This window comes from Brevibacterium ravenspurgense, assembly GCF_001584615.1.
Taxonomy (GTDB): Bacteria; Actinomycetota; Actinomycetes; order Actinomycetales; family Brevibacteriaceae; genus Brevibacterium; species Brevibacterium ravenspurgense.
Genome location: NZ_LQQC01000010.1, coordinates 129428 through 148795, shown reverse-complemented (window position 1 = coordinate 148795; position 19368 = coordinate 129428). Strand labels below are relative to the sequence as shown.

The 19368-nt window shown below is 63.2% G+C and carries 15 protein-coding genes; 9 read left to right on the top strand and 6 right to left on the bottom strand.

The genetic code is table 11. The annotated features are described in order from the left end of the window. The first annotated feature begins 9 nt into the window (after positions 1 to 9). Genes Bravens_RS05180 through glpK form a run of 4 tightly spaced genes read left to right on the top strand, consistent with a single transcriptional unit; the run spans position 10 to position 4678 of the window. A complete protein-coding gene (locus Bravens_RS05180; RefSeq protein WP_062020970.1) occupies positions 10 to 1047 on the top strand; it encodes a YhjD/YihY/BrkB family envelope integrity protein in 1038 nt (345 codons plus the stop codon). Next, the gene (locus tag Bravens_RS05175) at positions 1044 to 1727 is read left to right on the top strand and encodes a DNA-3-methyladenine glycosylase (protein WP_342341617.1); all 684 of its coding nucleotides are present in this window, start codon (positions 1044 to 1046) and stop codon (positions 1725 to 1727) included. The genes Bravens_RS05180 and Bravens_RS05175 overlap by 4 nt, the downstream gene beginning before the upstream one ends. A 39-nt stretch (positions 1728 to 1766) precedes the next feature. Further along, positions 1767 to 3200, top strand: coding sequence for a glyceraldehyde-3-phosphate dehydrogenase (locus Bravens_RS05170; RefSeq protein ID WP_062020964.1), 1434 nt, complete (start codon positions 1767 to 1769; stop codon positions 3198 to 3200). A 2-nt stretch (positions 3201 to 3202) separates the two neighbouring features. Next, on the top strand, positions 3203 to 4678 hold the full coding sequence (gene glpK / locus Bravens_RS05165; protein ID WP_062020961.1) for a glycerol kinase GlpK: 1476 nt from the start codon (positions 3203 to 3205) through the stop codon (positions 4676 to 4678). A gap of 30 nt (positions 4679 to 4708) precedes the next feature. Here the strand turns inward: glpK and Bravens_RS05160 are convergent, their stop codons facing one another. Both Bravens_RS05160 and Bravens_RS05155 read right to left on the bottom strand, forming a co-directional pair. Beyond that, on the bottom strand, positions 4709 to 6322 hold the full coding sequence (locus Bravens_RS05160; protein WP_062020958.1) for an MDR family MFS transporter: 1614 nt from the start codon (positions 6320 to 6322) through the stop codon (positions 4709 to 4711). Beyond that, a complete protein-coding gene (locus Bravens_RS05155) occupies positions 6319 to 6939 on the bottom strand; it encodes a TetR/AcrR family transcriptional regulator (protein WP_062020955.1) in 621 nt (206 codons plus the stop codon). Before Bravens_RS05155 ends, Bravens_RS05160 begins: the two co-directional genes overlap by 4 nt. Before the next feature lie 142 nt (positions 6940 to 7081). On the opposite strand from Bravens_RS05155, the gene Bravens_RS05150 reads away from it, so the two are divergent. Together Bravens_RS05150 and Bravens_RS05145 are read left to right on the top strand one after the other, a co-directional pair. Then, the gene (locus tag Bravens_RS05150; RefSeq protein WP_062020952.1) at positions 7082 to 8341 is read left to right on the top strand and encodes a sensor histidine kinase; all 1260 of its coding nucleotides are present in this window, start codon (positions 7082 to 7084) and stop codon (positions 8339 to 8341) included. Continuing rightward, the gene (locus Bravens_RS05145; protein ID WP_062020949.1) at positions 8338 to 8946 is read left to right on the top strand and encodes a response regulator transcription factor; all 609 of its coding nucleotides are present in this window, start codon (positions 8338 to 8340) and stop codon (positions 8944 to 8946) included. Before Bravens_RS05150 ends, Bravens_RS05145 begins: the two co-directional genes overlap by 4 nt. Before the next feature lie 9 nt (positions 8947 to 8955). On the opposite strand, the gene dnaG is transcribed toward Bravens_RS05145, so the two are convergent. From dnaG to dusB, 3 genes are all read right to left on the bottom strand, one after another. Continuing rightward, positions 8956 to 10935 (bottom strand): DNA primase, encoded by a 1980-nt coding sequence (dnaG, locus tag Bravens_RS05140; protein ID WP_062020946.1) that lies wholly within the window; start codon positions 10933 to 10935, stop codon positions 8956 to 8958. Positions 10936 to 11028: 93 nt separating this feature from the next. Beyond that, positions 11029 to 12312 (bottom strand): deoxyguanosinetriphosphate triphosphohydrolase, encoded by a 1284-nt coding sequence (locus tag Bravens_RS05135; RefSeq protein ID WP_082791045.1) that lies wholly within the window; start codon positions 12310 to 12312, stop codon positions 11029 to 11031. 1 nt (position 12313) lies between these two features. Next, positions 12314 to 13477 carry a tRNA dihydrouridine synthase DusB gene (dusB, locus tag Bravens_RS05130; protein WP_061941187.1) on the bottom strand — a complete coding sequence of 388 codons (1164 nt, stop codon included), beginning with the start codon at positions 13475 to 13477 and terminating at the stop codon, positions 12314 to 12316. Between the two features lie 115 nt (positions 13478 to 13592). Between dusB and Bravens_RS05125 the strand changes: the two genes are divergently transcribed. Continuing rightward, on the top strand, positions 13593 to 15029 hold the full coding sequence (locus Bravens_RS05125) for an L-lactate permease (RefSeq protein ID WP_062020943.1): 1437 nt from the start codon (positions 13593 to 13595) through the stop codon (positions 15027 to 15029). 77 nt (positions 15030 to 15106) lie between these two features. After that, on the top strand, positions 15107 to 15778 hold the full coding sequence (locus Bravens_RS05120; RefSeq protein WP_062020940.1) for a TenA family protein: 672 nt from the start codon (positions 15107 to 15109) through the stop codon (positions 15776 to 15778). 77 nt (positions 15779 to 15855) lie between these two features. Here Bravens_RS05120 and Bravens_RS05115 read toward each other — a convergent pair whose 3' ends face one another. After that, complete coding sequence (locus tag Bravens_RS05115) at positions 15856 to 17232, bottom strand: glycine--tRNA ligase (RefSeq protein WP_062020937.1); 1377 nt, start codon at positions 17230 to 17232, stop codon at positions 15856 to 15858. 301 nt (positions 17233 to 17533) lie between these two features. Between Bravens_RS05115 and Bravens_RS05110 the strand changes: the two genes are divergently transcribed. Then, a complete protein-coding gene (locus tag Bravens_RS05110; protein WP_062020934.1) occupies positions 17534 to 19306 on the top strand; it encodes a DEAD/DEAH box helicase in 1773 nt (590 codons plus the stop codon). The last annotated feature ends 62 nt before the right edge of the window (positions 19307 to 19368 follow it).

The window sequence follows — 19368 nt, the reverse complement described above, 5'->3', positions numbered from 1 at the left end:
TAGGAACCTATGACTCAGCTTCTGACGGACAAGAAAAGCGAAGACGAATATTCGGTCCCGCTGACGGCCCGTCCGGCCATCGCCCACCTCATTCGGGCGATGAGCCGTTTCGGAGCCCGTTTGGGCAACCAGTTCGGCGCTGCGATCACGTACTTCCTCGTGCTCGCCATGATCCCGATCCTCATGTTCGCCTTCTCCGCACTCGGGTTCTTCCTCGATGTTGTCCGTCCAGAACTGGTCGACACCGTCAACGACTACATCGAAAGCTCGCTTGGCTCCAGTGATGAAATGGCCGCGATGCTGACGAACTTCATCTCCAACTGGAAGGCCGTCGGCATCGTCGGTATTCTCTCGGCGCTCTACACCGCCCAGGGATTCATCGGCAACCTCAAAGACGCGATCCGCTCGCAGCTGGCTGCCGACATGGACGAGATTCCCAAGCAGTCGTTCCCCGTTCGCGTCATCACGAACATCGGAACGCTCATCGGGATTCTCATCCTCACGGGGCTGACGATCGCCGGCACCGTGATCGGCACCGGCCTGCAGTCGTTCATCGCCGAACTGTTCCAGCTGCCCGGCTGGGCGGCACCGGTGCTCAACATCGTCACGATCGTGTTGACCCTGGCACTGGGCTGGGTGCTGTTCATGTTCATCTTCTGGTCGATCCCGGCGAAGCCGCTGCCGAAGAACACGCTCATGCTCGGCTCCCTGTTCGGTGCAATCGCCCTGACGCTTCTGCTCAACCTGGCGACCGTGCTCATTTCGATGTTCTCCGGTTCGCCCACCGCGGCACTGTTCGGACCGGTCATCGCAATCATGCTGTCGATGAACCTGTTCGCCCGCATCATCCTGGTGGTCGCGGCCTGGATGGGCACCACCGCGGAAGCTCCCGTGTTCGGCCGCGTCAGCGAAGACCCGCAGGCAGTTGCTGAACGTGAAAACGTCGAACCGCCGTCGGCGGCCGCCCACCTGGGCGCACTGGTCGTCGGAACCGGCATCGTCGCAGCAACCATTCTGGGACTCAAACGCTACGAAGAGAAGCACTGATCAACACATACGGATCCAGGGCGGAGGAAGGCTTCTTCCTCCGCTCTGCCCTTTCCCTCGCCCCGGATCTTCTTGGCCGAGTTCTCATCAACACGAGTACCGACGGAACCGTTGCGCTGCGCATCACCGAGGTTGAAGCCTACGTCGGCAGCGCCGACCCCGGTTCTCATGCTTTTCGCGGCAGAACACAGCGCAATGCGTCCATGTTCCGCTCCGGTGGGCACCTGTACTGCTATTTCATCTACGGAATGCACTTCTCGATCAACATCGTGGCCGACCGTGCGGGATGCGGCACAGGGGTGCTCATCCGCTCCGGCGAAATCCTCGAAGGCACAGACCTCGCCGGGCAGCGCCGCATGGCACGCAGAACCACGCCCGTCGCCCACCGGCTCCTGGCTTCCGGCCCCGGCAATCTCGCACAGGCTCTCGGAGCTGACCGAAGCGACGACGGAGCGGACCTTCTCAACCCTGGCCCGTGGCATCTGCGCATGGGAATCGACCAACCCGACCGGCGCCTCGTAAGACACGGCCCCCGCGTGGGAGTCGGCGGCGAAGGAGGCGACCCGGAGGTGTTCCCGTGGCGCTTCTGGCTTGAAGGCGACCCGACGGTTTCACAATTCCGCCCCGGACGCGACATCCGCCCTGCGAGCCGCTGGGCGATAGGACCGCGTCCCCAGTAGAATGGAGGCGATCATCAGCCAAAGGAAGGAACCCCCAGGGTGAGTGAGCTTACCGAGAAGCGCCTGAGCGAATGGAACGCAAAAGCAGAAGCAGCTGAACAGCTTCTTCCCGCTGTCGGCCGCCTCTACCGGAACAACCGCGTACAGCTGACCATCTTCGGTCGCACACTGCAGAACAAGTCGGTCAACGGCATCATCAAGGCCGCCCGCTACGCGCGCCACCACAACAACGGAGTCGAACTCGACCTCAGCACCGCAGCTGAAATCGCCGGCGTCCTCGAAACCCTCGAACTGGGTGAAAGCACCATCGACCTGGGCCGCCTGACCGCTGGCTTCCAGGGTGGCGACCTCGAAGAATACCTCCGCAACGAACTCGCCGACGCTGTCGGCAAGGCAGGCAAGTCACCCGCACCGCGTGACGTTGTGCTCTACGGCTTCGGCCGCATCGGCCGTCTGCTGGCCCGCATCCTCGTCCAGCAGGCCGGCGGCAACGGCCTGAACCTGCGCGCCATCGTGGTCCGCAAGGGATCTGATGACGACATCATCAAGCGCGCCTCGCTGCTGCGCCGCGACTCGATTCACGGCAAGTTCGACGGCAACATCGTCGTCGACGAAGAGAACAGCACCATCCAGGCAAACGGCGTTCTCATCAACGTCATCTACTCGTCTGACCCCGCCAGCGTCGACTACACGGAATACGGCATCAACGATGCCATCGTCGTCGACAACACCGGCGTGTGGCGCGACGAGGCCGGCCTGGGCCAGCACCTGAAGTCGAAGGGTGTCAGCAAGGTCATCCTCACTGCTCCCGGCAAGGGCGACATCAAGAACATCGTCTACGGTGTCAACACAGCAGACATCGAAGAGGGCGACACCATCCTGTCGGCAGCATCGTGCACCACGAACGCCATCACGCCCACGCTCAAGGTCATCAACGACCGCTTCGGCATCCGCAACGGCCACGTCGAAACCGTGCACGCATTCACCAACGACCAGAACCTCATCGACAACTTCCACAAGGGAGCACGTCGCGGCCGCGCAGCCGGTCTGAACATGGTTCTGACCGAAACCGGTGCTGCAAAGGCCGTGTCCAAGGCCCTGCCGGAACTCGAGGGCAAGCTGTCCGGCAACGCCATCCGCGTTCCCACCCCGGACGTTTCGATGGCCATCCTCAACCTCAACCTGGACAAGGCCACCACCAAGGACGAACTCAACACCCACCTGCGCGATGTTTCACTGGATTCGCCGCTGCGCAACCAGATCGACTACATCGCAAGCCCCGAGGTCGTCTCGACTGACTTCGTCGGCTCGCACCGCGCCGGCATCGTCGACGGCCTGGCCACGATCGTCGACGGCGACCGCGCCGTCGTCTACGTCTGGTACGACAACGAGTACGGCTACTCGTGGCAGGTTGTCCGCTGCCTCGCAGTCATGGCCGGGGTTCAGGCACCCTCGCTGCCCGGCAACGACTGATCATGTACCTGCTCGCCCTCGATGAGGGGACGACGAGCACCCGTGCGGTCATCTTCGCTGAAGATGGCCGCACGGTCGCTTCTGCGTCCACCGAATTCACGCAAAGCTTCCCACAGCCCGGCTGGGTTGAACACGACGCCCAGGAAATCTGGCTGACCTCCAGCCAGGTGATCGGCGCAGCTTTGGGCCGTGCGCGTCTGACAAAAGACGATATCCGCGCGCTCGGCATCACCAATCAGCGCGAAACCACGGTCGTGTGGGACCGGCAGACGGGTGTCCCCGTTGGTCCCGCGATTGTCTGGCAGGACGGCCGCGGCACCGACATCGCCGAAACGCTCACCGAGCACACCGATGAGATCCGAGCCATCACCGGCCTGCCCGTCAACACGTATTTTTCTGCCGTGAAGCTCATGTGGATGCTGCGTGAGCACGACGGCCTGCGGGGCCGTGCCGAAGCTGGGGAACTGGCCTTCGGCACGATTGATTCGTGGCTCATCTGGAATCTGACCGGCGGGGTGCACGCAACGGACGTCACAAATGCTTCGCGCACCATGCTCATGGATCTGCGCACAGGCCAGTGGTCAGACAGGATGCTTGAGCTCACGGGAATTCCCCGGGCGATGCTTCCGGAGATCAAACCGTCGGTCGGCTTCTTCGGCGAGGTCTCTGAGGGCCAGCTGCTGCGCGGCACGCCGATCACCGGTGTTCTGGGCGACCAGCAGGCCGCCGCGTTCGGCCAGTGCTGCTACCAGCCCGGCGACACCAAGAACACCTACGGCACCGGTGGTTTTCTGCTGACCAACACAGGCACCGACATCCCGAGCTCTGACAGCGGACTCGTATCCACAGTCGCCTACGGACGCGAGGGCAGTGAGCTGACCTACGCGCTGGAAGGGTCCATTGCCGTCGCAGGGTCCCTCATTCAGTGGCTGCGTGACAATTTGGGCCTGGTGCGCTCCTCAGATGAAATCGAACCGTTGGCCCGCTCTGTCAGCGACAACGGCGACGTCTACCTGGTGCCGGCTTTCTCCGGTCTCCTGGCTCCCCACTGGCGGCCGGATGCACGCGGCGTTCTTGTGGGGCTGACCCGCTTTGCCGGCCGTGGGCACATTGCCCGCGCCGCTTTGGAGTCAACCGCCTACCAGACAGCGGAAGTGCTCGATGCCATGCGCGCTGATTCCGGCTATGACATCAGCGAAATCCGCGCTGATGGCGGTATGAGCCTGAACAATCTGCTCATGCAGTTCCAAGCGGACCTCCTGGGCACCCCCGTGATCCGGTCCTCCACCTTGGAATCGACCGCCCTGGGAGCTGCGTTCGCAGCGGGACTCGGCTGTGGTCTCTACTCGGATCTTGCCGAACTCACTCAGCTGTGGTCTGCTGACCGGACATTCGAACCTGAACGTGATCGCGACTGGGCACAGGCCCGGATGACCCGCTGGTCTCAGGCAGTCGAGCGCTCCCTCGGCTGGGTCTGATCTTTCCTCTAGGTGCGCGCTGATCTTCGGTCAGCGTGCTCCCGCTGACGAGGCGGAGCTCACCTCGGAGCTGTCTTCGAGGGTTGTGCGTGTACTTCCCTGTTTGCCCACCGTTGTGGCCAGCGGAATCTCCTTGATGAACAGCAGGATGGCCGCGGCGATGGCCAGCAGCGGAACAACCCACAGGAAGATCGGCACTAAAGCGTCGTTGTAGGACGCAATGACCGCATCGTGGATGGGTGCGGGAAGTTCAGCCGCTTTCGCCGGGGTCAGCTGACCCGAAGCGTCTGCCGCACCCTTAGCCTTGGCGGGAAGGGATTCTGCGAGGTTCGTCATGAGCCTGGCTGTGAAGACTGATCCGATGACCGACATGCCCAGTGTCGCGCCGATCTGACGGAAAAAGTTATTCGACGCTGTTGCGGTGCCGACCATGCTCACGGGGAAGGAATTCTGCACGATCAGCACCAGCAGCTGCATCGACAGGCCAATGCCCAGGCCCAGCAGTGCCAGCAGCGCAATCGGAATGACGGCGGAGTCGTCAGGATGCATGCGCGACATGAAGAAAAGCGCCAGCCCAATGATGACAGTCCCGATGATCGGGTAGATCTTGTAGCGCCCCCAGCGGGACACGACGAAGCCGATTCCGGTGGACACAATGAGCATGCAGCCCATCATCGGCGTCATCATGAGCCCTGCGCGGGCGGCCTCAACACCGTGCACCATCTGCAGGTAGGTCGGCATGTACGACAGAACGCCGAACATTGCCACGCCGATGAATACACCGGCGATTGTGCTCAGCGTGAAGTTGCGGTCCGCAAACAGCAACATGGGCACAATCGGTTCGGTCACCTTGAGTTCGACGAATACGAAGGTGACCGCTGAAACCAGCGATGCGGCTCCCAGGCCGATGATGACCGGATCGGTCCACTCGTACTGGTGGCCGCCCCACGCCGACATCAGCACGAGGCAGGTGGTGAACACGGCAATGAGCATCATGCCGGCCCCATCGATGCGGGGACGTTCGTCTGCTTTCTGGTGCGGCAGTTTGAGCAGGAAAGCGGCCGTCAGAATCGCGAGCGCTCCCAGCGGCAGGTTGATGACAAAAGCCCACCGCCAGCCCGGCCCCTCCGTGATCCAGCCGCCCAGCAGCGGCCCGGCAACCGAGGACACAGCAAAGGCCGAACCCATGATGCCCATGTACTTGCCGCGGCTGCGCGCAGGCACGATGGTTGCGATGATCGCCTGGGAGAGCGTCATGAGCCCTCCCCCGCCAAGGCCCTGAAAAACGCGTCCGGTGATGAGCATTGCCATTGAATCTGCGAACAGAGCGATGACGGAGCCCAGTATGAAGATCGAAATGGCCACGAGGAACAGGGGTTTGCGGCCGAAGAGGTCGCCGATCTTCCCGTAGGCGGGCATCGTTGCGGTCGATGCGAGCATGAAGGCGGTTGAGACCCACAGCATGCTGTCCCAGCCGTCGAGTTCACCGACAATTGTCGGCAGCGCTGTCGCCAGCACCGTCTGGTTCAGCGAGAACATGAACATCGACACGAGCAGTCCGACGAACACCCACAGAACAGCGCCCCGCGACATGGGCTCAGCGGGGTTCGCGTCGGCACCGGCGACGGTCGTGTCGTCTGTCATTTCATCCTTTCCAAAAGCTGTCTGCACAGGTCCACCGTGTCGGCGAAAGTCCGGTCGAATTCCTCCTGGCCTTCTCCGCTGAGCTGGTAGGCCAGAGCCAGGGGTACAGAGCACACGCGAATGATCATGCGGCCTACAACCGTGCGATCACCGTCGGGCAGCTGCACGCCGAGGCTTTCAACGCGATCCGCGATCTGTTCTGCCAAGTGCGTTTCGATGCCGCGGGCAATCTCGACGTTGCGCCGCACCAACATCGGGTAGCGGCGCAGAATCGCCTTGCGCTTGTCTTTGTCGACGTCATCACCGCCAATGCGGCTGTACACCGACCGCATGACCGCTGATACGTCTTCCAGCGGGCTGCCCGCCAGTGGACAGTCTGCGACGTATTCAGCCAGCCGCTGCGGGTTGAGGGTCTGATCGCTCAGCCCGATGATGGCGTCTTCTTTTGTGTCGTAGTAGTTGAAGAACGTGCGCGGTGACACGCCTGCGGCTTCGGCGATCTGCGCGGTCGTCACCGTTTCTAAGGACCCCGCGTAGACGAGTTCGACTGCCGCTGCATGCAGCGCTGATCGGGTGGCGTTCTGTTTGCGCACGCGCAGCGAATCCTGTTCAGTCACACAGACAATTATGCACTCACTGCAAAGTTACATCAACTGCAACTTTTGGGATATTGCTCACGAGGCGAGTTGATGCGGGTGCGCTCAGCACCTCTCCTTGGGCACCAGGATGCTCACATAGCACTCCCGTATTCTTGGGGACATGGCTCAAGAGTCCTCCATTCCCCACATCCTTTCGATGCTGCGCATCATTCTGCATTTGAGCTTCGCGGCGCTGCTGGGCGTCGGCATCCTGCGGACGTTCATCGAACAGACCCAGCTTGCGCCGCTCATCTGCATTCTTCTGACAGCAGCGTTCACCGCCTGCCTGTACTTTGTGGGGACTCTCAGCGAAATCCGCTTCGCCAAAGGGCAGTCATCCTTTGACCCGCGGTCTTTGACCACGTGGTGGCTGGCTTCCATCCTGGTCCTGTGGGCCGGGCTGGCAATGTCGGGCGAAAGCTTTGTGTGGGTGTCCTTTCCGCTGTTCTTCCTCGTCCTCTACGCGTGGCCTCCGATCGGCGCGGCAGCAGCCATTGTTGGGATGCTCGTCGTCATCGCCGGCAGCAGCGTTCTGCACTCCGCATTCACCCCCGGAGTCATCATCGGACCGCTTGTCGGCGCGATCGTGGCCGTAACGATTTCGGCGGTGTACGCAAAGCTTGTCGACGAAGCCGTGCGCACGCGGGCGGCATTTGATGAGCTGCGCGCCGCGCAGGCGAAGCTCGCCCTGTCTCAGCAGCAGGAGGGCCGCCTGGCTGAGCGGCAGAAAGTTGCCGCAGAGTTCCACGACACAATTGCTCAGAGCCTACTGTCGATTGTGCTCATCTCCCGCGCCGGGCAGAACCGCAACGACGTGCAGGAACTGCAGGGCGACCTGTCGACAATCGAAAATACAGCCTCGCACAGCCTCACAACAGTCCGCGGTTTCCTCGCGGGTGAAGAACTGGGCGGGGGCTCCGCCGAAGCAGAACTCGCGGAAGCCTGCACAACCGTTGAAGCTGCAGCTGCGGCCATCGGCACTCCCCTGCGCGCCGAGTTTTCCTCCGAGGGCGCAAAAATCGGTCTGGCGCCGTCACTTGAATATTTCTTTTCGCGTGCCGGGCAGTCACTTCTGTCAAATGCTCTCCTGCACTCCGAAGCCGACTACGTATCCGTGAGCCTGCACTACTGGGGAACGGCTGTCGGCCTCGATGTCGTTGACAACGGCAAGGGATTCGCCGGCAGCCACTACGGCTACGGACTGAATTCGCTCAATGAGCGCACAGAGGAACTCGGCGGTTCCATGACCGTTCGCTCATCCCCCGGTGCAGGCACCGAAGTGAGCGTCTTCGTCCCGATCACAGGAGATTCTCTCGCCCGTCCGGCAGGCACCTCGGCTCCCCTGAACGCCCAGACCGCCCGGCAGGAGGGAGCATCGTGATTCGCGTTCTTCTGGTTGATGACCACCCTGTCGTGCGCGCCGGGCTGGCGGCCGTCATTTCCAGCGCTGACGACATTGACGTTGTCGACGTCGCCGAATCCGGCACAGATGCTCTGAACCGCCTGCGCACTGTCGATGTAGACCTGGTCGTCTCTGATCTGCAGATGCCTGACGGTGACGGCATCGAGCTCATAAAAGCCCTGCCCGACGGCCCTCCCGTGCTCATTCTCACGACTTTCGACACCCAGTCGCTGGTCTACCGGGCGGTCGATGCGGGTGCGGCGGGCTATCTGCTCAAGGACTCCCCCGCACAGACCCTTCTGGATGGCATCCGGCGGGCCGCCGCGGGGCAGCCGGTCATGTCCGATGCCGCGGCAACAGCGCTCATGCAGCGCACCCGCATGTCCCACAGCGAACTGTCCGAACGCGAAACCGAGATCGTCCGCCTGCTGGCAGCCGGGCGCACCAACAGCGATATCGCCGGTGAGCTGTTCATTTCACTGGCAACCGTAAAAACCCACGTCAGCCGCATTTTCGACAAGCTCGACGTCGACAACCGGACTGCTGCCGCGAAAAGAGCCCGGGAGTTGGGCCTCATCAGCTGAGGCTGTACATCACATGTGCTGGCGCAGCCTGGCCCGCTGACGTTCGAGCACCTGCAGCTGTTCCAGCAGCTTGGCCGAGGTTTCGACATCGCTCGGATCGGTGCGCAGCAGCTGCGAGTGCAGAAGCCCGGCGATGCGCACAATGTCCTTGTCGAAAAGCCGCGCAACAATCGAGCGGCAGTAGCGCTCCACCTCGTCTTCCTTCTGTGCCGGAAGAGCTCGCACCACGAGTTCCGCCACGATCTGCTTTGCCCGTTCATCAGCGTTTTCGATCACGCGCTCGGGCCAGTTCTGCGGATTCTGCACTGCCCAGGCCATACCGCCGGCGGCCTGCATGGCCTGGAAGACGGCGCGGCTGCCCGGATCGTTGAACGCTTCGGGCTTGAGCCGGTCAAACAGCCTGACGTTGATGAAGTCCGGTTTCTGCAGCGCCACCTGCAGTGCGCCGCGCTCAATGCGGAAACCGGTCGAGTCCTGTTCGGTCCCGCCGATTTCCCGCTGATAGGACTCGACGTCACTGGCAATCCGGGCGCCTGGATCCTCCGCGTAGCCGCGCTGGTGACCGGAGTAGCTGCCCGCCTGCTGGCTTCCCCCGCGAGGCGCCTGCTGCTGCCAGCCGCGGTTCTGCTGATCGCGTCCCGGCTGGGCGGAAGGTCGGTTCGCCGCGGCGGCACGCTGCACGGCGTCGCGGATTTCGTCGAAGGTCATACCCAGCCGGCCCGAGAGCCAGCGCTCATAGCCCGGCCGCATACCACGGTCGCGAATAGCAGCGACAATCGGTGCGGCTTCGCGCAGAGCTTTCACGCGCCCCTCAACAGTGTCGAGGTCGTAGTCGGCGATTGCCTTCGAAAGTGCGAATTCAAAAAGCGGTCGGCGGGACTCAATGAGGTCGCGCAGCGCGCCGTCGCCCTTCTGCAGACGGATGTCCGCAGGATCGAGTCCGGAGCGCTCGACCGCAACAAAAGTGTCTGCAGTGAATTCGCTGTCTTCGCGAAACGCGCGCAGAGCTGCCTGCTGGCCTGCCTCGTCGCCGTCGAAGGTGAAGATGACCTCACCCGTTTTCGATGCAGCATCCCCCATGAGGCGGCGGATGATCTTGGTGTGCTCAGCTCCGAACGCCGTACCGCAGGTTGCAACCGCGCAGTCAATGCCGGCCAGGTGAGCGGCCATAACATCCGTGTACCCCTCAACGACGACCGCCCGGCCGTCCTTGGCGATCGCCCTTTTCGCCCGGTCCAGCCCGTAGAGCACTTGGTTTTTGCGGTAGAGCGGAGTTTCGGGGGTGTTGAGGTACTTGGGACCTTCGTCATCGTCGTACAGTTTGCGCGCCCCAAAGCCAATCACACGTCCCGTCACATCCCGGATCGGCCAGATCAGGCGACCTCGGAAGCGGTCGTAGACTCCGCCTCGGCGGCCTTCCGCGGCCAGCCCTCCCGCGGTCAGCTCTTTGTCGAGGAAACCGCGCGAGCGCAGGTGCTTGCTGAGATTGTCCCAACCGCGCGGCGCATAGCCCACCCCGAAGGACGTGAGTGCGTCTTCGTCGAAGCCGCGCTCAGCCATGTAGCGGCGGGCTTTTTCAGCTTCGGGTGAGCGGATGTTCGCCCGGAAGAAGTCCTGGGCCTCTTTGTGCGCCTCAAACAGCCGGGCCCGCTGACCGGCCTCGCGTCTATCCGGTCCGCTGCCCTTTTCATAGCGCAGCTGCATACCGGCGCGCTCAGCCAACCGTTCGACGGCTTCTGTGAATGTGCAGCCGTCCATCTTCTGCAGGAACGTGTAGGCGTCGCCGCTTTCGCCGCAGCCGAAGCAGTGGTAGTACCCCGAGCTCGGCCTGACGTGGAAGGACGGGGTCTTTTCGTCGTGGAAGGGACACAGGCCCTTCATCGAATCGACCCCCGCACTGCGCAGGGTGACGTACTCACCGACAACATCGTCGATCCGTACGCGCGAGCGCACCTCGTCGATGTCCTCGCGCACTATCAGCCCTGCCATTGCGTCCTCCCCCTTAAGAATCCTGTCCCCGGCGCCTGCCTACACGCTCACCTGTCCGGGCAGCGTACCTGCGCAGCAGACCTGAACGGCGGCTTACAGAAGGCTGCCGGTGTCCTCCTGCATTGCATGGTAGGCCGACCACGCTGAGTGGTCGGTCAGGCTTGCCACTTGGTCGATGACGGCGCGGACTTTCCCGTCGTCGCTGTCGGAATCCCGGTAGTCCATCCAGAACATGGTGTCCATGGCTTCGGGCTTTTCGCTGAAGTATTCGCACAGCGCACTCAGCACTCGGCCTTGGATGCGCTGGGTCTGCATGCGCTCTTCGGCAACCATGACCGTGACGGTTGCCAGACCTTTGAGCACCGCGATTTCGTGTTCGGTCGTCTGCGGCACGACGAGGTTGCCCTGATAGCGGCCCAGCGGCTCCCAGCCGTAGCCTTCGCGGGTTGCTGCTTCGGCCGCACCGACGAACCGGCCGATGAGCTGGCTTGTCAGGTGCTTCATGGCAGCCTGCGCACGGCGGGACCCGTCAAAGCGCTCCCTAGGCCAGTAGGCGGTGGAGCGCAGGCGGTCGAGCGCATCGATGATGTCTTCGTCGCGTGCCCCCGGCAGATACCAGGACCGCGTGATGTCGATCAGGCCGGCCATGGCGTGATCGTTTTCGTAGGCTTCGAACACCAGGTGGCCGGAGTTGACCGCGTCTTCGACGTCGTGGACGGAGTACGCGATGTCATCGGCGAGATCCATCAGTTGGGCCTCAATGCAGCGCTGTGTTCCCGTTCTGCCGTCGCGGATGAATTCGAAGACCGTGCTGTCGTCTTCGTAGGCTCCGAACTTGCGCACGGGGGCACCCGCTTTGTCCGGTGTGGGCGCGTTCTCCCGCGACCACGGGTATTTGATGCAGGCGTCGAGGGTTGCGCGCGTCAGGTTGAGTCCCGCCGGTCCGCCCTGGTCGGTGAAGACCTTCGGCTCTAGGCGAGTGAGGATCCGCAGTGTCTGCGCGTTGCCCTCGAAGCCGCCTATGTCCTTGGCGAAGTCATCGAGAATGGTTTCGCCGTTGTGCCCAAACGGCGGGTGGCCGAGGTCGTGGGCCAGTGACGCTGTTTCGACGATGTCGGGGTCGCACCCGAGGTACCGGGCCAGTTCGCGGCCCACCTGCCCCACCTCGAGGGAGTGGGTCAGGCGGTTGCGCACAAAGTCATCAGTTCCGGGTGAGACGACCTGGGTTTTTGCGGACAGCCGGCGCAGTGCCGACGAGTGCAGGAGCCGTCCGCGGTCGCGCTGAAAGGCCGAACGGCGCGGGTTCTTTCGGGGTTCGACAACCCACCGTTCGCGCGAGTGGTCGTCGTATTCGGCAACACCGCCGGTCAGTGACACATCAGCCTCCGGAAATGTCGAGTTCAGCTTCGGAAATGTCCGCGTGGGCTTCGTGGTCGAAGATCCGGTCGTCCAGCCAGCCGTCGGGCAGGTGGGGGCGGCGAGCGCGTCCGGTGCGTCCGCGCACACCTTCCGCAGCAGCCCCCGGGTAGGGCGCGGAATGGTCGAGTTCGTCAAGGAAGCTGCGCAGCTCTTCGAGGCTGGACACCATGGCCAGGCGGGTGCGCAGGGTTCCGCCGACCGGATACCCCTTGAAGTACCAGGCCATGTGTTTGCGCAGATCGCGTACGCCGAAGAATTCGTCGTCATAGTAGTCGCGCAGGTATTCGCCGTGGCGGTACACGATGTCGGCGACTTCCCCCAGGGTGGGGCGGTGACGTTCATCAGAGCCGTTCAGGGCGTTCTGCAGGTCGCCGAACAGCCACGGCCGTCCCTGGCAGCCGCGTCCGATGACGACGCCGTCGCAGCCGGTTGTGGCCATCATGGCCTGGGCGTCTTCAGCGGCGAAGATGTCTCCGTTGCCGAGCACCGGCACGCGGTCGCCGACGAAGTCTTTGAGCCTGGCGATGGCGTCCCAGTCGGCTTTTCCTGAGTAGAGATCGGCGGTGGTGCGTCCGTGCAGCGTCATGGCTGCTACGCCCGCGTCAATGCCGATGCGTGCCGCGTCGAGGTATGTCAGGTGGTCGGCGTCGACGCCCTTGCGCAGTTTGATGGTCAGCGGGATGTCGCCCTTGTCGGCTTCGCGCACGGTGGTGTGGACGATGTCGCTGAACAGGTCGAGCTTCCACGGCAGAGCGGATCCGCCGCCCTTGCGGGTGACTTTCGGGACGGGGCAGCCGAAGTTGAGGTCGATGTGGTCCGCCCTGTCTTCTTCGACGAGCATCCTTACGGCCGCACCCATGGTTTCGGGATCGACCCCGTACAGCTGAACTGAGCGCGGCGTTTCCCAATCTTCGTGCTGGATGATCCGCATGCTCTTGTCGTTGCGTTCGATGAGGGCGCGGCTGGTGACCATTTCGGTCACGTACAGTCCGGCACCGTATTCGCGGCACAGCCTGCGGAACGCGGTGTTGGTGATGCCGGCCATCGGGGCGAGCACCACCGGGGAATCCAGTTCGATGTCGCCGATTCGCAGCTTCGTCTTCTCAGTCACAGTCACGGGCACATTATCCCAGGCGGGGCAAATCCACGGCACCTCCGGTGTGTGCCGGAGGGGGCAAACATGACTGAGTCGTGCGCTTTCTCTGTTCAGCAGACTTCGGGAGGGCTAGTGTGACGCTATGTCCCTCTTCCTCATGGCCCTTCCGGTTCTCACCGCGGTCGGCATTCTTCTGCTGGGACGAGGTGCCGTCACCGCTGCCCTGGCTTCTGCTGCTGTCGCTGTCGTCATCGGGGTGGCCACGGGCGGGCTGTCGTGGCACCACCTGGGCGAGGCCGGCGAGTATGGCCTGCTGACTCTTCAGGTGCTGCTCATTCTGCTGTTCGGCATGTTGTTGGCCGCACTGCTGGAGCGTTCGGGGGCCATGGCGGAGCTTTCCCGCTTCCTTTCTGAGTCTGTGCCTACCCCAACACTGGGGGCGGCAGCCGTTGTGTTCGGTGTCGTGCCCTTTGCCGAGTCAGTCACCGGCTACGGGGTCGGCGTGACAGTAGGCGTGCCGATTCTGCGTGCTTTGGGCTTTGCCCCGGCAAAAGCGGTGATCTTGGGCATGCTGGGCCTCAATGCGGTGGCGTGGGGCGCACTGGGCCCCGGCACGTCAATCGCCGCGCAGCTTTCGGGACAGACGTTTCAGGACATCGGTGTGTTCTCCGCCCTTTTCAACGGCCCGACTCTCCTGCTTGTTGCGGTACTCGTGTGGCTGACAATGCGGTTTGCCGGCGGTGAGCCCGGCCAGTCTTCCGACCACCGTCCCGGGTTTGGCAGCGCGCTCGCCGTGTTAGCTTCAACCGCGCTCCTGTGGGTTTCGGTGCTGACGGTCAATCTGCTCATCGGCACCGCCGTTGCCGGTGTTCTCGGCGGTCTTGCGGTGTTGCTCGCGCTGTTTGTGTTCTTCCGGATTCGCACCGGCAGGCTTCCGGCAACGCGGGCCACGGCAATTGCGGGTGTGCCCTACGCGGTTCTCACCGGCGGCTTGCTTGCCTCCTACGCCGCCCACGGAGTGTGGGAGAACACGCTGACCGCTGTTCTCATTTGGCCGCCCGTGTGGCTGGCTGCGGCGTGTGCGACCGTTTTCTTCATCTGGCGGGGCCGCGCTCTGCTTCCCGAGGTGCCCGCAGCTGCCCGCCGCTGGGTTCCGGTGGGAGTCTCAACGGCCGGTTTTATGGTTCTCGGCTGGATCATGACTGTCACCGGAATGAGCACCGCACTGGGCCAGGCGGCTTCTGTTCTCGGGGTGTGGCCAGCTCCGGCGCTCAACACTGTTGGGGCCTATCTGGTGGGCAGCACCACCGGTTCGAACGCGATGTTCGCCCAGACAATCGCGGCGATGGCCTCTGGCAGCGGTGCGAATGTGCTTGTGACGATCGCTGCGGCCAATGTGGCCGGTTCTTTGGCAATCATCGCTTCTCCCCCGCGCATTCTGCTGGGCATGCAGATGGCCGGAGCCAATGCCGCCACCGATCAGCGTCCCGTGACCCGAACCCTGAGTGTCGCGGTGAGCGTCAACACGCTCACCGTCACCGCGGTCCTTGCTGTCGCACTCACGTTCGTCGCGGCCTGATCTGCCGCGTGGACCGCTGCCCTTGACCCGCTGGTCGGCCGCGTGTTCGTCACGGACACAAACGCTAGGATTCACATATGAGCTACACCACAACACTGACCGTTTCACCGCACGGCGCGGGAGACGCACTGCGCACTGCCGCCGAAACCGACTGGGCTGCCGCAGTTGATCACCGCTTCGTCCGCGAACTGTTTGCCGGGACCGTCGACGAGGCTGTCCTGCGCACCTACGTCGAACAGGACTACACGTTCTTCACCGATTTCGTCGCGCTGCTCGGCGGCTGTGTTGCCACGGCGCCGAAGCCCGAATCCAAAATCCGCTACGCCACCCAGCTCGGAATGCTCGCAGCTGATGAAGACACGTACTTCACACGCGCACTCGAGGCGGTAGGCGGAGAGAATCTGCAGCGCCGCCAGGACGCATGGAAGCAGCCGACGCGGGACTTCAACCGCCTCATGCACGACGCCGCGCAGTCGCAGAACTACGCGCAGATGCTCACCGTTCTGCTCGTCGCCGAATGGCTCTATCTGGACTGGGGCGAGCGCACTGATCTCGGCGAACCGGACTCATGGCTGCACCTGGACTGGATTGACCTGCACCGAGGCGAGGACTTTCGCGCCTGGGCGCAGTTCCTGCTGGACGAACTGGAGGAGGTCTGGCCGGCGGACAAGACTGAACAGGACCGTCTGACGAACCTCTTCTGTGAGTGTGTCGCCGTGGAACGGGCGTTCTTCGACGCAGCCTACTGACCCTCCTTAAAACCACGAGGCGCCGGCCCGGTGACGTGAGTACGTCACCGAACCGGCACCTCGTCAGTTCAGGACCGTCAGCAGCCCAGGCGAGCAGCCAGGTAGGACTCCACCTGGTCGAGCGCCACGCGCTCCTGGCTCATGTCATCGCGGTTGCGGATGGTGACCGCGTTGTCATCGAGCGAATCGAAGTCATAGGTGATGCAGAACGGCGTGCCGATCTCATCATTGCGGCGGTAGCGGCGACCGATAGCGCCGGCGTCGTCGAATTCGACGTTCCAGCGACGACGCAGCTTGTCAGCCAGTTCGCGTGCCTGCGGGGACAGCTTTTCGTTGCGCGACAGCGGCAGAACAGCGGCCTTGACCGGTGCGAGCCTGGGGTCGAGCTTGAGCACGGTGCGCTTGTCTACCCCGCCCTTGGCGTTGGGAGCTTCGTCTTCGACGTAGGCATCGACGAGGAACGCCATGAGCGCGCGCGTCAGGCCGAAGGACGGTTCGATGACGTACGGCGTGTAGCGCTCACCCGTGGCCTGGTCGAAGTACTGCATCTTCTGGTTGGAGTGCTCCGTGTGGCGGCCCAGGTCGTAGTCGGTTCGGTTGGCTACACCCATGAGCTCGCCCCATTCACCGCCGGAGAAGCCGAAGCGGTACTCCAGGTCGATCGTGCCGTCGGAGTAGTGTGCGCGTTCGTCTTCTGGAACATCGAACTTGCGCATGTTGTCCGGGTTGATGCCAAGCTCGACAAACCAGTTCCAGCAGTCCTCAACCCAGGACTCGAAGAACTTCTGCGCGTCATCCGGGTGGACGAAGAACTCAATCTCCATCTGCTCGAATTCGCGGGTGCGGAAAATGAAGTTGCCCGGCGTGATCTCGTTGCGGAACGCCTTGCCGATCTGTCCGATGCCGAACGGCGGCTTCTTGCGCGCGGCAGTCACAACATTGGCGAAGTTCACAAAGATGCCCTGCGCGGTTTCGGGGCGCAGGTAGTGCAGGCCCTGGCCGTCATCAACAGCGCCCAGGTAGGTCTTGACCAAACCGGAGAACATCTGCGGTTCCGTCCACTTGCCCTCCTGGCCCGTTTCCGGGTCGCGGATGTCAGCCAGACCGTTTTCGGGTTCCTTGCCGTGCTTGGCGATGTAGGCCTCGATGAGGTGGTCGGCGCGGTAGCGCTTGTTGGTGTGCAGGGACTCCACGAGCGGGTCGACAAAGGTTTCGACGTGGCCGGATGCTTCCCACACCTGACGCGGCAGAATGATCGACGAGTCGAGGCCGACCATGTCAGCCCGACCGCGCACAAAGGCCTGCCACCACTGCTGCTTGATGTTCTCCTTCAGCTCAACGCCGAGCGGACCGTAGTCCCAAGCTGAACGTGACCCCCCGTAGATCTCTCCGGCCTGGAAGACGAAGCCTCGCCGCTTGGCCAGGGTGATGACGGAATCCAGAGTCGATGCCACAGATGCTCCTTGATGCGTTGTGCAGCCGGTTCGCTGCCGGTACGGGGTCGCTGCGATTGCGCAGCCTCCATAAGGTTACCGAACTCACGGTCATTGGCGACGCGGCGGGCACGGGTGTGGCTTAGACTTGAACCTGCACCCAAACCGTGTGCGCCGACAGGCAGCGCAGCATCTTCTGCGCACTCGGCGCGCAAACTCTCTGGGCTTTCCGTGCGTTTATGAGTGCACACCGGCCTAGAACGGGCAGATCGCCAATTCAGTTCTCAGCGATCAAGCGTGCACACGCACAGAAACGAGTCCCATGGACAGCGCAGAAAACCACGCAGAAAACACCTCGGCAGGCACCGCGCAGCAAGACAGCCCGCAGTTCTCCGAATTCGACCTCCACCCCTCCGTTCTCGCCGCGATCTCCGATCTCGGCTTCGAATCCCCCTCGCCCATTCAGGCGCAGACCATCCCGCTGCTGCTGGAAGGCCGTGACGTCATCGGCCTGGCCCAGACGGGAACCGGCAAGACCGCCGCGTTCGCCCTGCCGATGCTGACTCACCTGGCTGATGCCGGACGTGCCGACGACGGCCCGTTCGCGCTCATCCTCACCCCCACCCGGGAACTGGCCATCCAGGTGGCCGAAGCACTCACGAGCTTCGCGGCGAACCTGCCCGACTTCTCTGTTCTGCCGATCTACGGCGGACAGTCCTACACACCGCAGCTGGCCGGCCTTAAGCGCGGCGCTCAGGTTGTCGTCGGAACGCCCGGCCGTGTCATCGACCACCTCAAGCGCGGTTCGCTCAAACTGCAGAACCTGCGCCACATGGTGCTGGATGAAGCAGACGAAATGCTCAAGATGGGCTTCCAGGAAGACATCGAAGAGATCTTCGCCGCATCCGGCTCCGCCCGCCAGGTGGCGCTGTTCTCCGCGACCATGCCGTCGTCCATCCACCGGATCACCGGGCAGTACCTGGAAGACCCGGCAGAGGTCCGCATCAAGCAGGCCACCGCAACCGGTGCGAACATCCGCCAGCGCTTCCTGACGGTCATGCACTCCAACAAGCTCGACGCGCTGACCCGCATTCTCGAAGTCGAGGAAGCCGACGGCATCATCATGTTCGTCCGCACCAAGCAGGCAACAGAAGAACTGTCGGAAAAGCTGCGGGCCCGCGGCATGCGTGCCGCCGCCATCAACGGCGACATTCCCCAGCAGGCCCGCGAACGCACAGTCGAAGCGCTGCGCTCCGGTTCGATCGACATTCTGGTCGCCACCGACGTTGCTGCCCGCGGTCTTGACGTCGAGCGGATTTCGCTCGTGGTCAACTACGACATTCCGCTGGACACGGAGTCCTACGTCCACCGCATCGGCCGGACGGGCCGCGCCGGACGCACCGGTGAGGCGATCCTCTTCGTGACCCCGCGCGAACAGCGCATGCTGCGTTCAATTGAAAAGGCCACCCGCCAGAAGGTTGAGCCGCTGACCATGCCGACGGTCGACGAACTCGCAGATTCCCGCACCCAGAAGTTCAAGGAGCAGATCTCCGAGGCACTCGCCTCAACCGACCTGTCGGAGCTGCGTCCCGTCATCGACGCCTACGAACTCGAACACGATGTCCCAGCTGCCGACATCGCTGCGGCACTGGCGGCACTCGTGTTGGGCACCTCAACCCTGAAACCGGAACCGCTGCCCGAACCGAAGGCGCGCCCCGACCGCAATGAACGCGCCCGCACCGCAGAGGGCATGACCACCTACCGCATCGCAGTCGGCCGCAACGAGCGCGTCAACCCCGGTGCGATCGTCGGCGCCATCGCCAACGAGGGCGGCATCACGAACAAGCAGATCGGCCACATCAACATCCGATCAAACCACTCGCTGATCGACCTGCCGGAAGACCTCGACCCGGCGGTTCTCGACCGCCTGAAGAACACCAAGATTCAGGGCAAGCGCATCGACATCCGCGTTGATACCGGCCGCCCCGGCCGCCCGTTTAAGCGCAAAGACCGCAAAGCCGGCTCCGACCGTCCGTTCAAGCGCGGCGGCCGTGGTTTCCGCAATGACAAACGCGGCGGTGACCGCCGCCGCTGAGAGCGGAGTCCCGGCTGAACCGGTCAGCGTTCACGCTTAACAGCAAAGCGGGCCCGAGACCA